The sequence below is a fragment of the Clostridium sp. HCP1S3_C6 genome, assembly GCF_052066735.1.
Classification (GTDB): Bacteria; Bacillota; Clostridia; order Clostridiales; family Clostridiaceae; genus Clostridium.
The window spans coordinates 67944-83022 of record NZ_JBQHRN010000008.1; the positions used below are offsets into that span (position 1 = coordinate 67944).

General features: G+C 29.2%; 8 protein-coding genes. All 8 read left to right on the forward strand.

The features are described from left to right. Nucleotides 1-128 precede the first annotated feature (128 nt). The 8 genes from ACTNAO_RS04525 (at nucleotide 129) to ACTNAO_RS04560 (ending at nucleotide 15047) form a co-directional block, all read left to right on the forward strand. The gene (locus ACTNAO_RS04525) at nucleotides 129-1898 is read left to right on the forward strand and encodes a tetratricopeptide repeat protein (RefSeq protein WP_441026571.1); all 1770 of its coding nucleotides are present in this window, start codon (nucleotides 129-131) and stop codon (nucleotides 1896-1898) included. Nucleotides 1899-2031: 133 nt separating this feature from the next. Continuing rightward, on the forward strand, nucleotides 2032-3138 hold the full coding sequence (locus ACTNAO_RS04530; protein WP_441026573.1) for a hypothetical protein: 1107 nt from the start codon (nucleotides 2032-2034) through the stop codon (nucleotides 3136-3138). Nucleotides 3139-3301: 163 nt separating this feature from the next. Continuing rightward, nucleotides 3302-4150 (forward strand): undecaprenyl-diphosphate phosphatase, encoded by an 849-nt coding sequence (locus tag ACTNAO_RS04535; protein ID WP_441026575.1) that lies wholly within the window; start codon nucleotides 3302-3304, stop codon nucleotides 4148-4150. Between the two features lie 240 nt (nucleotides 4151-4390). Further along, nucleotides 4391-5491 carry a 6-phosphofructokinase gene (locus ACTNAO_RS04540; RefSeq protein ID WP_441026577.1) on the forward strand — a complete coding sequence of 367 codons (1101 nt, stop codon included), beginning with the start codon at nucleotides 4391-4393 and terminating at the stop codon, nucleotides 5489-5491. Between the two features lie 29 nt (nucleotides 5492-5520). Next, nucleotides 5521-6300, forward strand: a complete 780-nt coding sequence (locus ACTNAO_RS04545) for a serine hydrolase (protein ID WP_441026579.1) — start codon at nucleotides 5521-5523, stop codon at nucleotides 6298-6300. Nucleotides 6301-6634: 334 nt separating this feature from the next. Beyond that, nucleotides 6635-7597 carry a GDP-mannose 4,6-dehydratase gene (locus ACTNAO_RS04550; RefSeq protein WP_441026581.1) on the forward strand — a complete coding sequence of 321 codons (963 nt, stop codon included), beginning with the start codon at nucleotides 6635-6637 and terminating at the stop codon, nucleotides 7595-7597. A gap of 174 nt (nucleotides 7598-7771) precedes the next feature. Then, on the forward strand, nucleotides 7772-11644 hold the full coding sequence (locus ACTNAO_RS04555) for an alpha-amylase family glycosyl hydrolase (RefSeq protein ID WP_441026583.1): 3873 nt from the start codon (nucleotides 7772-7774) through the stop codon (nucleotides 11642-11644). 103 nt (nucleotides 11645-11747) lie between these two features. Continuing rightward, nucleotides 11748-15047: an alpha-amylase family glycosyl hydrolase gene (locus tag ACTNAO_RS04560; protein ID WP_441026585.1), complete on the forward strand. Its 3300-nt coding sequence runs from the start codon at nucleotides 11748-11750 to the stop codon at nucleotides 15045-15047. The last annotated feature ends 32 nt before the right edge of the window (nucleotides 15048-15079 follow it).

Genomic DNA, 15079 nt, shown 5'->3' on the forward strand with positions numbered 1-15079 from the left:
TTTAAAAATGAAGCAATTATGGATTTTTCAAAAAAAAAGTGATACAATAGAATTGTTTATTTAAAAAATCAATTGTTTTAACAATTTAATATTATAATGTAAAAATTCAAATTTTTAGGAGGCTTTTCATGAAAAATACAGATGATAATAAACAATCCTTTTGGAATAAAGTATCCTGTACACATAAAAAATTAGCCAGGAAATATAAAGAATTAGATTCTATAATTACAATATTAGGTGTTATGGTGTTTGGGTCTACGGTAGTAACATTGTGTAATAGTGGCACTAATACAAAAGCAGAAGTTAAAGCATCACTAACAAATAATAAAGCAGAAGAGTATTTTTTTCAAGGAGAATATTCAAAGGCAATTTCTGAATATCAAAAGATGCAAAGTGGTCAAGAATGGCCTTATTATGAAGCAAAACTTGCCGAAGTTTATTCTGCTAGTGGCGATATAAATAGATCAAATGAACTTTTAGATGAAGTGGTAAAAAAGAGAGTAAATTTAATAACACAAAATGGTATAGATCAATATAAAAGTGGAGATGCTGAACTTGGTTGTTTAGTATCATATTTATCATACTTAAATGGAAATAATAAAGCACTTGAATATGCAAAGTCTTTTTATGAAGATAATATGGATGATTTTAATATGAATATAATGATGTTTACATTATATTTACAGCAAGGTGATAAAGAAAGTGCAAGAAACATATTAAATAATTTATATGAAAATGATAAGGAAAAATCTGCATATGAATTAGCTGTTTTATCTAAAATGTATATAACATTACAAGATAATAGTAAGGGACTTGAAATATTAAAGGAAGCCTGGGAAGAAGATAAAAATGATTTAAAAGTATACGATATTGTTTCTGAAATAACATCAAGTTCAATTAATAATTTACTTTCTGAAATTGAGCAATTATCAAAGGACAATGAAGATGAACCATGTTACAAAGTATGGCTTCTTAAGCATTATTCAGAGGATTCAATGTCATCAAGTAAATATAATGATTTAAAAAATGAAATTTATAGTGAAAAAGTAGAAAGTTATGTAGTAGAACTTATTGAACAAGGCTTTTTTAAGGGTGCAGATAATGATAAGATAAAGCAAATTATAGAAAAATTAGAGCGAAAGGAAGATCCTACATATAGTGATGAAAATATTATTGCTACATATTATAAAAATAAAGGTAATAATTCTAAAGCTCTTGAATATGCAGCTAAGAGTGTAAATTCTAATAGAGATTATGATAAAAATTACATAGATAATATTCCAAATAGTACAAAAGCTAAATCAGATAATGTAAGAGTTGAATCATATTATAGACAAGCTATTTCTACAGAACCATTTAATGGTGATGCAATTTTAGAACTTGCGGATTATTATAAAAATGAATTATCAAATAATGAAAAAGCATATGAGTTTTATGAAATAGCTGAAAAAATAGAACCAGATAGTGCAGAAATTATATATAATATGGCAATGATTAAATTTGAAGATAAGGATATTAACGAAGGAATAGAACTTATTAATAAATGTATAAGTTTAGATCCTAATGAAGCTAAATATCATAGAGCTCTTGGTAAGGCATATTATGATATAGGCAAAAAGGATGAAGTTATTAATGAAATAAGAAAGGCTTATAAAAATGATAATGATGATATAGTAGCATTAAATAATGCAGGATGTTATTATATTTCAATTGGCAATGATATTGATAGAGGATTATACAATTTAAAATGTGCATATGAAATGATTAAGTCTGTTGATGATTTAAAAGTAAAAAAGGTTATAATAGCTAATTATGAAGCAGCAAAAGAAGTAAAGAAAAGCTCTGGTAACGATGTGAGTACAACAGTTAATCCATTATTATTTGAAATGCTTTATTAAAATTATTTTTCTTTAATAAAAACATATAAAGGGTAATTAGTAAAAGTACGATAAATGTAATATGATATAAGTTATTAAAGGTTTGAAAATATGAAGTGGTAAAAATGGATTATATATGAGAGGTGCAGTAAATATGAAAAAGTTTTTTAAAGTAGTAGTTGTAGTTATATTACTAGCCTGTATTTTATGTGGAGGAATGTTTGTATATAAAAAGTTCTTTTCTAAGGAAAAAGGAATAACAATTTCAAATTGGGATAGCATTTATAATGAAAATAATATAAAGTTCTTTTATGAAGATTTAAGTTCTGAAAAAACAGAATCCGATTTGTCAAAGCTTGATGCAGAATATAAAATTAAAGATTCAATAAAAAATTTATCAACAGAAAAGGATATAATTAGCAAGGGTATGGATATATTAAATTCTATTGCTGATTCGGATGATATAAGTGAAAGTAATCTTACAAGTGGCTATGCCATTATTTCTAATATGTCTGGTAGAAAAAAATTGGCACCAAGAGATATGGCATATCTTCAAAGAGATATTTTCCTATGTGAAGGAATAGTTTCACGAGTTGGTGAATTTAGAAAAGAAGATCCTAAAAATGCAAAAAATCCAAGCTATTATATTGTTGAATATTGGAGTACAAAGTATTCAAAGTGGGTTATGATAGATGTTGTAAATAATGGATATTTAGAAAAAAATGATGAACCATTGTCTGCGATTGAAATTATGCAAGCTAAAATGAATGATCTTACATATGTTGGTTCTATTGCTCAAAATGATTTTAAAGATAAAATAAAAAAATACTTATCTTCTTATACAATTGCTATTGACAATACATTAGATAACAAAAAAAGTAATACATATATAACTTATACTACAGACAAAAAGGATATAACATTAAAGGTAGGAAATAGTTATGCTCCTTGTACAATATATACTACTAATAAAGATTTATTTAATTTTGATCCTTCTAAAAAAATAGATGGTAAAGATGCTAAAGCTTATCTAGTTATAATGAAGGATACAGATGAAAAGGCTGCTGATAATGCATATATAATAGGTGCATTTAAGGATGATTCAATATTAGATGAATATTATCTGAAAATAAATGATGACAATATGGAAAAAGTACTAAAATATAAAAACATTGAACTTGAAGAAGGTACAACTAGTATTTCATTATTGATTGATGGCAAAGCTGTTGAAGCAAAGGTTGAAATTGAAAATAATAAGTAATGATTTATAAAAATGTTTAAATTTGTGTAGACATTATTTATATAATAAAAGTATAATTAAGAAAGTAGTTTTATAGTACTTTCTTAATTTTTTTATTGTATGAATTTATAAAAATTCTAAAAAGTAAAAAGTAAATAACAAGTTTAAGGAGTTGGACAAGATAATGTTAAATTTTTTGTTTGTATTGAAAGCTATAATAATAGCTATAGTTGAAGGGTTAACTGAATTTATTCCTGTATCATCTACTGGACATATGATTTTAATAGGCAATCTAATTGATTTTAAAGGCGAATTTGCTGATATGTTTGAAGTTGTCATTCAACTTGGAGCAATTATGGCAGTAGTTGTTTTATATTGGAAAAAGATAAAAGACAGTGTTGTGGAATTTTTTAAATATATCTTTACTAAAGGCAAAGAAGGTAAAGTAGGATTTAAATTTGGAATAAACGTAATAGTAGCTTCAATTCCAGCTGGTGTGGTAGGAATGTTATTTTATAGTAAGATTAAATCATTATTTGGACCAAAGTATGTAATTATAGCATTTATTGTTGGTGGTATACTTTTACTACTTATTGAAAATTCTTTTAGAAAAAGAAAGCACAAAACAAAATCTATTGATGATATTACAGTTAAACAATCATTTAAGGTTGGTTTATTTCAAGTTTTATCAATGTGGCCTGGAATGTCAAGAAGTGCTTCAACAATAATGGGTGGTTGGGTAGCTGATATTTCAACACCAATAGCAGCTGAATTTTCTTTTTTCTTAGCAATACCAGCTATGGTAGGATCTTCAGCTAAGGATTTATTTGAATTTGATTATTCAATTATGAATACAACTAGTTGGATAGCATTAGTTATAGGTTTTATTGTAGCATTTATAGTTTCAATTGTTGTAATGGACAAGTTTGTTGCATTTTTAAAGAAAAAGCCTATGAGAGTTTTTGCTATATATAGAATATTTGCAGGAACATTACTTGCTATATTAGTTTTAACAAAAGTTATAATAATATAAGGTTAAGATTTGGACTTTTAAAAGTCCTTTTCTTTTAATGATTAATTTTATAATAATTAACTTAAAATTAACATAAATAACATAAATATAATATATAATAAAGTTTGTAGATTAATATTTAACGTTTTCTATAAAATGGTAAAAAAATCTTTAAAGTCCTTAAATCATGTGATATTATTAAATTAATGGTATTATTTACCAATGCAAAATAATTAAATCATAGGGTGGGAGGATTTATTAATGATAGGAGATGTTAAAAAGATTGCATTATTAACAGGCGGTGGTGATTGTCCAGGCTTAAATGCAGTAATAAGAGCTGTAACTAGAACTGCAATTTTAAATTATGGGTATGAAGTTATAGGATATAAATTTGGATATAGAGGTTTATATAATAATGACTTTATTCCACTTACATTAGATTCTGTATCAGGAATTTTAAGTAGAGGTGGAACAATTCTTTACAGTTCAAATAAAGATAATCTTTTTGATTATACAATTAATGAAAATGGACAAGAGGTTAAAAAAGATGTTTCTGATGTAGCTGTTGAAAATATGAAAAAAGAGGGTGTAGATGCACTTGTTATTATAGGTGGAGATGGTACATTAACATCTGCAAGAGATTTTTCAAGAAAGGGAGTAAATGTTGTTGGTGTTCCCAAAACTATAGATAATGATTTAGCATCTACAGATGTTACTTTTGGATTTAATACAGCAATTGATGTAGTAACTGAAGCTTTAGACAGGCTTCACACAACAGCAGAATCTCATCATAGAGTAATGCTTTGTGAAGTTATGGGTAGAAATGCTGGATGGATTGCATTAGAATCTGGAATTGCAGGATCTGCAGATGTTATACTAATTCCAGAAATTCCATATGATATTTATAAGATAAAAGAAAAGGTAGAGGAGAGAAAAGCTTCAGGTAAATTATTTACTATAGTAGTTGTGTCAGAAGGAGCTAAACCTAAAGATGGAGAAGTTGTTATAAGAAAAGTAGTTGAAGACAGTCCTGATCCAATTAGACTTGGTGGTATTGGCAATAAGCTTGCTGATGATCTTGAAAAAATAATTGATGATCAGGAAATAAGATGTACTGTTCTTGGTCATATACAAAGAGGTGGCACAACATGCACATATGACAGAATTTTATCTACAAGATATGGAGTAGCGGCAGCTGAACTTATTAATTCTGGAAAGTTTGGTCAGATGGTATGCTTAAAGGGAAATAAAATCTCAAGTGATTCATTAGAAAATGTTATAGGACAAAAAAACAAATTAGTAGATATTGATGGAGAGCTTGTACAAATGGCTAGAAAAATTGGTGTGTCATTTGGAGATTAAAATATAAATTACTTTATGGAGGCTTATTTATGAAAGAAATAAAAAAATATTTAGAATCAAGAATTGGTGATTATAGCTTTTTCTTTGAGGATTTAAAAAGTGGTTATACTTATGGATATAATGAAAATGTTCAGATGGTTGCAGCTGGTTGCATGAAGCTTCCAATAGCAGTTTCACTTATAAAAGCTGTAGAAGAAGGAAAAACAGATTTTATGAAAAAAGTTAAAATAGAAAGTGCTGATAAAGTATATGGTACTGGCATAATTCATGAATTTGGTGAAAGAGAATATACAGTTTTTGAACTTTTAGTAGCAATGCTTATACAAAGTGATAATACAGCTGCAAATAAGATAATCGATATAGTTTCAATGGATAGGATAAATGAAGATATTAAAAGTATGGGACTTAAAAATACAATTCTAAACAGAAAAACTTCTGATGAAAGAAATAAGCAAAATGATATAGAAAATATATCAAGTGCATATGATTTATGTAGTATATGGAAGACACTAAAAAATGCTACTTTCTTATCAAAAGAAAATAGTGAGATGCTTATAGATATTTTAACAAGACAGCAGATAAAAAATAAGCTAGCACTATATATTCCAGATGATCTTAAATATGAAATTTCAAGTAAAACTGGAGATAAAAAAGGAGTAGAAAATGACACTGCTTTTATAAGATTGTCAAAAGGTAATTTTGTATTCACTGTAATGTCAAAAAATATTCCTAATAGTGTTTATGGGACAGTTACCTTAGCAAAATGTGGTAAGATGGCCTGGGATGATATAATGAATAATTGGAATTAGTTTAAGGGATTGTTGCTCAATGTGACAATCCTTATTTTTTATTAATTCTTAATTTCGTAGTTAAATTTGTAAACTAATTAGGAAATTAAGAATTAAGTCAGCCGTCGCCGATGCCCTGGGCTTAATTAAGTAAAAATTCAGAATATTTTACTTTTTCGTTGTGAAAATTTTGATTATATGAGATGGATGGACAATCCACAATTTCAAGGTCAACGCCTAATATTAATAAAACCTCAATAATTTTCAAATAAACATTTGTAAAAATATGGTAAATATATTAAAATATATTTGTGTTATAAATGTACAATTTGAGAAGAGAGGTTTTAAGTAAACTATGAAAAAAGCAGTAATAATTGGGTTAGAGAATCAAGATGGATATTATTTATCTGAATTATTAATTAGTAAAGGATATGATATAATTGGCATATTTAAATGTAAAGAGCTTCTTAAGGATTATGTATACTATTCTAATAGAATTAAATATTTAAATCTTATGGAAAATGATATTGAACATATTTTAATAAAGTTTAAACCAGATGAAATTTATAATTTATATGAAAGTAATGGCAGCTTAACAAGAAAAATATTAAAGTACATTAGTGTATATGAATTAAAGAGTAAATATTATCAATCATCAAATGAATTATTATTTAAAAAAATTTTAGATGAAGATACATCTGAGGATGAATTTTTGATAAATTCAAAAGGATATCTTTATTCTTATTGGAGAACAAAAAGCTATAGAGAATGTTACAATTTGTTTGCTTGTAATGGGGTGTTATTTAACCATGAATCTGTAAAATGCAGAGAAAAGTATTCAGCTTCAGTTATAGCAGAGGCCGTTGTCATGATATATTTTGGACTTAAAGATACTATCTTTATAGATAATTTAGATTATAAGAAAGAATGGGGATATACTAGAGATTACATTCAGGGTATTTGGCTTATGATGCAAAAGGATGTTTCATCAGATTATGTTTTATCAACAAATGAACGTCATAGTATTAGAGAATTTATAGAAATTGCATTTGTGAAAGTTGGTATTTATATAGTTTGGAAAAAAGTAGCGGGTTTTGAATATGGATACAATAAAACTGATGGAAAGCTACTGGTAAAAGCTTGTGATAATAATTTTAATAACGTAAGTATTTTACATGGTAATGCAAAAAAGGCAGAGAGGATACTTAATTGGAATAGAAAAGTAAGCTTTACAAATTTAGTTGAAAAGTTTGTAACATATTATAAAAAACTATATTTGAAAGAAATTTATTGTAAAGATAACTTACAACAAAAATGACAAATTTAATAGGTAATTCTAGTTATTAAATTCGTTTACAAAATTTTAAAAAACTATTGATAAAAACTCTAAAAACGTTTATTATATAATTATGTTATGTAAATGATTAACTAACAATATTAATTATCTCAATTACATATTTTTATGTAAATAAATTAAGGGGGGAGATTATTAATGGTAGGAAAAAGTATTAAAAGACTTATTGCATTAGTTACTATGTCAATGACATTATTTAGCACAACTTTAGCTAGTGCAGCTGATACTATTGTAAACGATAGTACTACTAAAGATTCTACAAGCTCTAATTCAGATGATTTATTTCAAAATGTTGAAAATGGCGACATGGAAGGTATCTTAAAAGTAAACGTTGACGATAATGGTGATCTTACTTATCAAGAACCAGTAGGAAAAACTGCACTTGAACAACCTAAAGGCGATTGGGGTGACAAAGTATATACTGAAGACAGAGTCTTTTCATGGGATAATGTTAACATGTATTTTGTAATTACTGATAGGTTTGTAAATGGTGAAACTTCTAATGACCATTCATATGGCAGAGGCCAAGATGGAAGTGGTAAAGAAGTAGCTGGTTATGATACTAAAGCTGGATACTGGCATGGTGGCGATATTGTAGGATTAACTCAAAAGATTGAAGATGGATATTTTGATAATCTTGGTACAGATGCTATTTGGATAACAGCTCCATATGAACAAATACATGGTGGTATGTGTGCAGATGGATTTAAGCATTTTGCATACCATGGATATTGGGTCCTTGATTATACAGAACCAGATAAAAACATTGGTACAGCAGAAGAATTTGAAAAATTTGTAGATACTGCTCATAGTCATGGTATAAGAGTAGTTATGGATATAGTTATGAACCATGCTGGATATACAAATGCAGTGGATGCTAATGAATATGGATATGGTGGTTTAAATCCATCATGGAAAGATGTATATTTTGGTGATGAAGGTTCTATGCATTGGTGGAATGATTATTCTGTAGAAGCTGTAACACAAGGAAAGCCAGATCAATATACTCTTAATTCGGATGCAAACTGGGATAATTTCTGGGGACCTCAATGGGTTAGATTAAGAAAAGATAGATTTGGCAGTTATTCTAATCAAGCTCCAGAAGAATCAGGTGTTGAAACTTGTCTTGATGGACTTCCAGACTTTGTTACTGAAGGAACTACAGATCCTGGAATGCCAGCAGTATTAAAAACAAAATGGAATTCAGAAGATCCAGGAAAACTTGCACAAGAAGAAAAAGAAATGACAGAATTCTGTAGTAATTATGGAATGAAAAAATGCGTTAAAACTTACATTGTAAAATGGCTTACTGATTGGGTAAGAGATTATGGTGTAGATGGATTTAGATGTGATACTGCAAAACATGTTACAATGGATTGCTGGGGAGATTTAAAGAAAGCTGGTGTACAAGCCCTTAATGAATGGAGAAAAGCAAATCCAGATAAGCCAGGAGCTAAATGGACAGATAATTTCTGGATGACAGGTGAATCATGGGGACATGGAGTTGGAAAAGATGGCTATTATACATCTGGTGGCTTTGATTCAATGATTAATTTCTCTTATCAAGGAAATGAAGGTAAGACAGGAGCTTCATTAGATGGAGTTTATAGTGGTTATGCAAAGCAAATCAATTCAGACCCTTCTTTTAATGCTTTAAGTTATATTTCATCACATGATACAGCATTAGGTGATAGAAGTGCAAATGCTGGAACAGCACTTTTATTAACTCCAGGTGGTGTTCAAACATATTATGGTGATGAATCAGGTAGAAAAGGTGATGGTACTCCACAATTACAACCAACTCGTAGTAATATGAACTGGGATTCAATTGATCAATCTATATTATCAAATTGGCAAAAAGTTGGACAATTTAGAACAGAACATATAGCTGTTGGTGCTGGTACTCATACAAAACTTTCAGAATCACCTTATACATTTAGCAGAGTATATGATAAAAATGGTGTATCAGATAAGGTTGTAATATCACTTCCAGGAAAATCTGGATCATGTAAAGTAGACTGTGGCACTATATTTGACGAAGGTGCATCAGTAATTGATTACTATACAGGAAATGAATATGTAGTTTCTGATGGAACAGTTGATGTAACTGCAGGAGATAATGGAGTAGTTCTTTTATCACAAGGACAACCTTCTAGTAAGGCAGTAGTTAGTGCAAGTGTAGCAAGTGGAGATTTCTATGAAGATCCACTAGCAGTAACATTAAAAGTTATGAGAGCTGATAAAGGTACTTACTCAATAAATGGTGAAGAAGAAGTAGAATTTAAAGATGGTGACAAAATAACAATAGCTGATAAATCTGAAATTGGTGATACATTTACACTAGAATTAAAAGCAACTGGTGAAGATGGTGAAGAAGTTACTAAATCTTACACTTATAAGAAAGCAGAAAAACCAATTATTAAAAATTTAATAATTCATGCTAAAAATTCAGCTTGGAAAAATCCAATTAATGCATATGTTTATGGTACTGATGCGGCAGAAACAGCTTTAAGTGCAAAATGGCCTGGAGATCCAATGACAAAAGGTGATGATGGTTGGTATACAATAGAGTATGATACAACTGATGCTGCAAAAATAATTTTCAACTGCGGAGAGTCAAGTCCAGATAGAGATCCAGCAGATATGATGCCTGGATTTGAGAAACAAGGTGAATGTTGGTATTTAGATGGTAAATGGTATGATTATAATCCAGAATCACCTAAGGTTGAAGGAATTACTGCTAATCCAACAAAAGGAAAAGTTAATAAAGAAACTACATTTACTGCAAAAGCTAGTGGTGGTTCAGGAACTCTATCATATGAATTCTTTAATGGAACTACTTCAATTGGTAAATCTGAAGATGGAAAATGTACTTGGAAACCAGATGAAGCTGGTAGTTACAAGATTAAAGTAGTGGTAACTGATGAAAGTAAAAATAGTGATTCAGCACAAATGACTTATACTGTTAGTGATGATGATCCAAAACCACCAATAAAGAAACTATCAATTAAATCAGTAGAGGCAAGCAGTGATACTATTAAAGTTGGAGATAGTACAACAATATCAGTAGTGACTGAAAATGGTACTGGAGATGTTCAATATAAATTCTCAGATGGAAAAACTGTATTACAAAAATATTCATCAGAAAGTGAATATGTATTTGAACCTACTGAAGCTGGAGATTATGTAATTACAGTAACAGCAAAAGATGAAGATGGTAATGAAGATTCAAAAGATATTAAAATCAAAGTAGATGAAAAAACTCCTATAGATCCACCAATTGGTGATGAAAACCCAGTTACATTAGCTTCATTTAAACCAGATAAACAAGCTCCACAAACAGTTGGAACTAAGGTTACATTTACAGCAACTGCAGAAGATGGTGTTGGTGATATAGTTTATGCATTCTATATAAATGGTAGCAGTAAACCAGCTCAAAAAGGTAGTAAAAATACATTTGCATGGACTCCTGCAGAAGAAGGCACTTATACAATTAAAGTGGTTATTACAGATGATTCTGAAGAATCTAGTGTAGAAAATGATGATAATACAGCTGAATTAACTTATAAAGTTACTAAAAGTGGCACTACTACTGATCCAGAAGATCCAACTGAGGCTATAAAGGTATCATTAAAAGCTAATAGTGATAGTATTCAAGTTGGTAAAGAAGTTAAATTTACAGCTGAAACTTCTAATGCTGATGGTGATGTAACTTATACTTTCTATGTTGATGGCAAGAAAAAACAAAGTAGTGCATCTAATGAATTTGTATGGACTCCTGCAGAAGAAGGTTCATATAAAATTCAAGTTGAAGCAGTAGATGAAGAAGGAAATACAGCTGAAGATAAAATAGATGAATACAAAGTATCTAATAGTCAAAAACCAGATGAACCAAAGGATGATCCAGAATCACCTACTGGTGATCCTGTAAGTGCTATGCCAATGGTAGTGCTTGGAGCAATGGCATTAGGATACGTTGCATATAGTAAGAAAACTAAACAAGCTAGATAATATTAGCTAAATGATTTATGTCTTAAGAGATGAAAATTGTTTTCATCTCTTAAGGTTTTAATAAAAAAAAATTAACAAGATTTGAAAAGAGAGAGGGAAAATCATGGGAAGATTATCAAAAAAATTAGTAAGTATTGTTACAACTGTCGTAGTAGCTTCAACAGTTATGGTGCAAACTCCATTATCAGCAATAGCTGCAAATGATAATGACAATAATTTAGAAGTATCAGATGCAAATGATACAGTAGAAGAAACAGAAGCAAGTGACATGACTGTAGATGAAGGTGTTATGCTTCATGCATGGAACTGGTCTTTTAAAAATATTAAAGACAGTTTACAAGAAATAAAAGATGCAGGTTATACTGCAATTCAAACATCTCCAGCTCAAGCCTGCAGACTTGGTGCTAATTGGAATAATGCAGATAAATCACAAACAAATGATAAACCAACATGGTACTATTTATATCAACCAACATATTTTACTGTAGGTAATGAGTATTTAGGAACAGAAGCAGAATTTAAAGAAATGTGTGAAGAAGCACATAAATTAGGTTTAAAGATTGTTGTAGATGTTGTTGCTAACCATTTAGCAAATGTTACTGAAAATAATGAAAATCATACAGATAAAGTTGATCAAACATTATTTTCAGATGCTAGAGTAATGAGGAGAAATGGAGATAGAATAAATAATTGGAAAGATAGAGAGCAAGTAACTCAAGGTTGTTGTATTGGTATGCCAGATATTAATACTAAATCTGAAAAATCACAAAATATAATTGCTAATTATTTAAAAGAATTAGTAAAAGATGGTGCTGATGGATTTAGATTTGATGCAGCTAAGAGTATTGAACTTCCAAGCGCTTATGAAAAAAATGGTAATACATCAAGTGATTTTTGGCCAAATGTTTTAAATGCAGCAAAAAGTGAAAAAGATGATGGGAATTTATTTGTATATGGTGAAGTACTTCAAGGAGATGAACCAGGTACAAATCAAGATGGATATGTAAATAGTGGTTTAATGAGAATTACAGCAAGCTGCTATGGACAACTTATAAGATATTCTGTTGGATATGATGTATGGCAACAAGAAGTAAATGGTAAAGATGTAATTAGAGGTGAGGGATATAACCAAGGAAAACAAGAATCAGTTACAACTCCAAGTGTTTCTAAGGTAATAACTTCTATTCCAGCAGCTGCATGGGATCAAAAGATTCCAGGAAATAAATTAGTTAGTTGGGTAGAAAGCCATGACCTTTATGCAAATGCAGGGGCTACAAGAGCAATGTCTGTTGCACAAAGAGAAGTATGTTGGGCAATATTAGCTTCAAGAAAAGAAGTAGTACCATTATTCTTTAATAGACCAGTAGATACTGATTTTGGAAAGGATATGTATAATCCTAAAGGTGAAGCTTATAAGCCAATGGGTGAAAAAGGTTCAGATGATTTTAAATCTAAAAATGTTGTTGCTGTAAATAAATTCCACAATGCAATGAAAGATGAAGATGAAAAGCTTTCTGGATTAAACAGTGATTCTGTGTATATGGCATCTCGTGGTGGTAAAGGTGTTGTTTTAGCAAACGTAACTACTAATGAACAAAATATAAGTGCTGAAACTGATTTAAAAGATGGTGAATATAAGAACTATGGAGCTGATGGTGGTACATTTACTGTTAAAAATGGTACATTAACTGGATCACTAAAGGGACAATCAATAGCTGTTTTATCAACAGTTGATTTATCTGCATCTGAAACACCAGAAGTGAAAACTCCAACAATATCAGTTAAAAATGGAAAAGATACTTTAAAGAAAGATTCAGAAACTTCATTTGATGGAAGTATAAAAGTAACTGTAAATTTAAAAGATGCAGAATCTGCTACTTACAAGCTTGGTGATGCTAAAGAAGTTGAATTAAAAGATGGAGATACAATAACAATTGATGATACAGAAACTTTAGTTATTACAGCTAAAAATGGAGAGAAAGAAGCTACTGAAACTTACAAATTTAAGAAAAATCCAGAAGTTGATAAGAAAGATCCAAAAGCTACTGCTAAATTAGGTGGAAAAGCTATTGAAGATAATAGTACAACTACAATAGAAAAAGAAACTAAACTTAATGTAAGCTTTGAAAATGTTGATAGTTTATCATATAAATTTAATGGTGAAGATGTAGATTTAAGTGATGATGAAGTTAAAGATGCAATTGAAAATGGTCTTGAAATTGTAATAGGTAAGAACTTAGAAGCTGGTGAAACTCAAAAGGTTGAAATTACAGTTACTAATGAAAATGGAAAGCAAAATTATACTTATAAATTCAAAATGAAAGATAAAGAAGTAGTAGCTGATCCTGCTGAAATAATAGCTAAATATAATGGTAATGTTGTTGATGAAAATGAAACTATTGAATTTACTGATGAAGCACAATTAAATTTAACATTTAAAAATGCAGCATCTGTTACAATTCAAAAAGACGATAATGCTCCAACTTCATTAAATAAAAATGTAATTGCAAAAGGTAAAACTGTTTATGTAGGAGCAGATTCTAATGTAGGAGATACAAATACAGTTGTTGTTAAAGCTAAGAATTCAGATGGTGTAGAAGTAACTAAGGTTTATACATTTAAGAAAGTTAATGAATTTAAATTTAATTCAGCTACTCCTGATAAAACTAAGGTTACTTTAGGTTCAGATGTTACAATTACTTGTGATGCAACAGGAAAAGATATTAAATATGCATTATATACTAAAAAAGATGATAATGATGAAGAACAATATAGTGCATTCCAAAGTAGCAATAAATTAACTTGGACTCCAGAAGAAGAAGGAAATTATGTATTAAGAGTAGTTGCAAAATCAGGTGAAGAAGAACAAGAACAAACAATTAAGGTTACTGTTAAGATTGAAGAAGTAAAGAAAGATTTTTCTGTTAAATTAACTTCTGAAAAGGAAACAATTGAATTAGGAGATTCAGTAAAACTTATAGCTAACGCTTCAGATGCACAAGGAACTCCAAAATTCAAATTTAAATATAAATTAGCTTCAAATAGTTGGACAGATAAAGAAGTATATGTTGTTGCTAAAGGATATTCAGAAAATAATACTATAGAATGGACACCTAAAAAAGCAGGAACTTACAATGTAATATTACTTGCACAAGATGATGAATATAACAACAATAATGAAGATGCAAATAAAAAATATATTACAAGTAAAGAAATTACTATAACTGTTACTGAAAAGAAAGATCCAGAACAAAAACCATCTGAAGATAAACCTGCAACATCAACTACAACAACTCCAGAAAAGCCAGATTCACCAACTGCTGATACTACAAAGGCTTTACCAATAGTTGCAATGATGGTTGCATCTGCAGCAGCACTTGTAAAAAAGTTTAAAAGACAATAATATAAGTTAATATTAATGTGCAAACATTAACT

Coding starts and splice junctions, on each gene's coding strand:
- ACTNAO_RS04525 (WP_441026571.1), top strand. CDS start 129: ATGAAAAATACAGATGATAATAAACAATCCTTTTGGAATAAAGTATCC.
- ACTNAO_RS04530 (WP_441026573.1), top strand. CDS start 2,032: ATGAAAAAGTTTTTTAAAGTAGTAGTTGTAGTTATATTACTAGCCTGT.
- ACTNAO_RS04535 (WP_441026575.1), top strand. CDS start 3,302: ATGTTAAATTTTTTGTTTGTATTGAAAGCTATAATAATAGCTATAGTT.
- ACTNAO_RS04540 (WP_441026577.1), top strand. CDS start 4,391: ATGATAGGAGATGTTAAAAAGATTGCATTATTAACAGGCGGTGGTGAT.
- ACTNAO_RS04545 (WP_441026579.1), top strand. CDS start 5,521: ATGAAAGAAATAAAAAAATATTTAGAATCAAGAATTGGTGATTATAGC.
- ACTNAO_RS04550 (WP_441026581.1), top strand. CDS start 6,635: ATGAAAAAAGCAGTAATAATTGGGTTAGAGAATCAAGATGGATATTAT.
- ACTNAO_RS04555 (WP_441026583.1), top strand. CDS start 7,772: ATGGTAGGAAAAAGTATTAAAAGACTTATTGCATTAGTTACTATGTCA.
- ACTNAO_RS04560 (WP_441026585.1), top strand. CDS start 11,748: ATGGGAAGATTATCAAAAAAATTAGTAAGTATTGTTACAACTGTCGTA.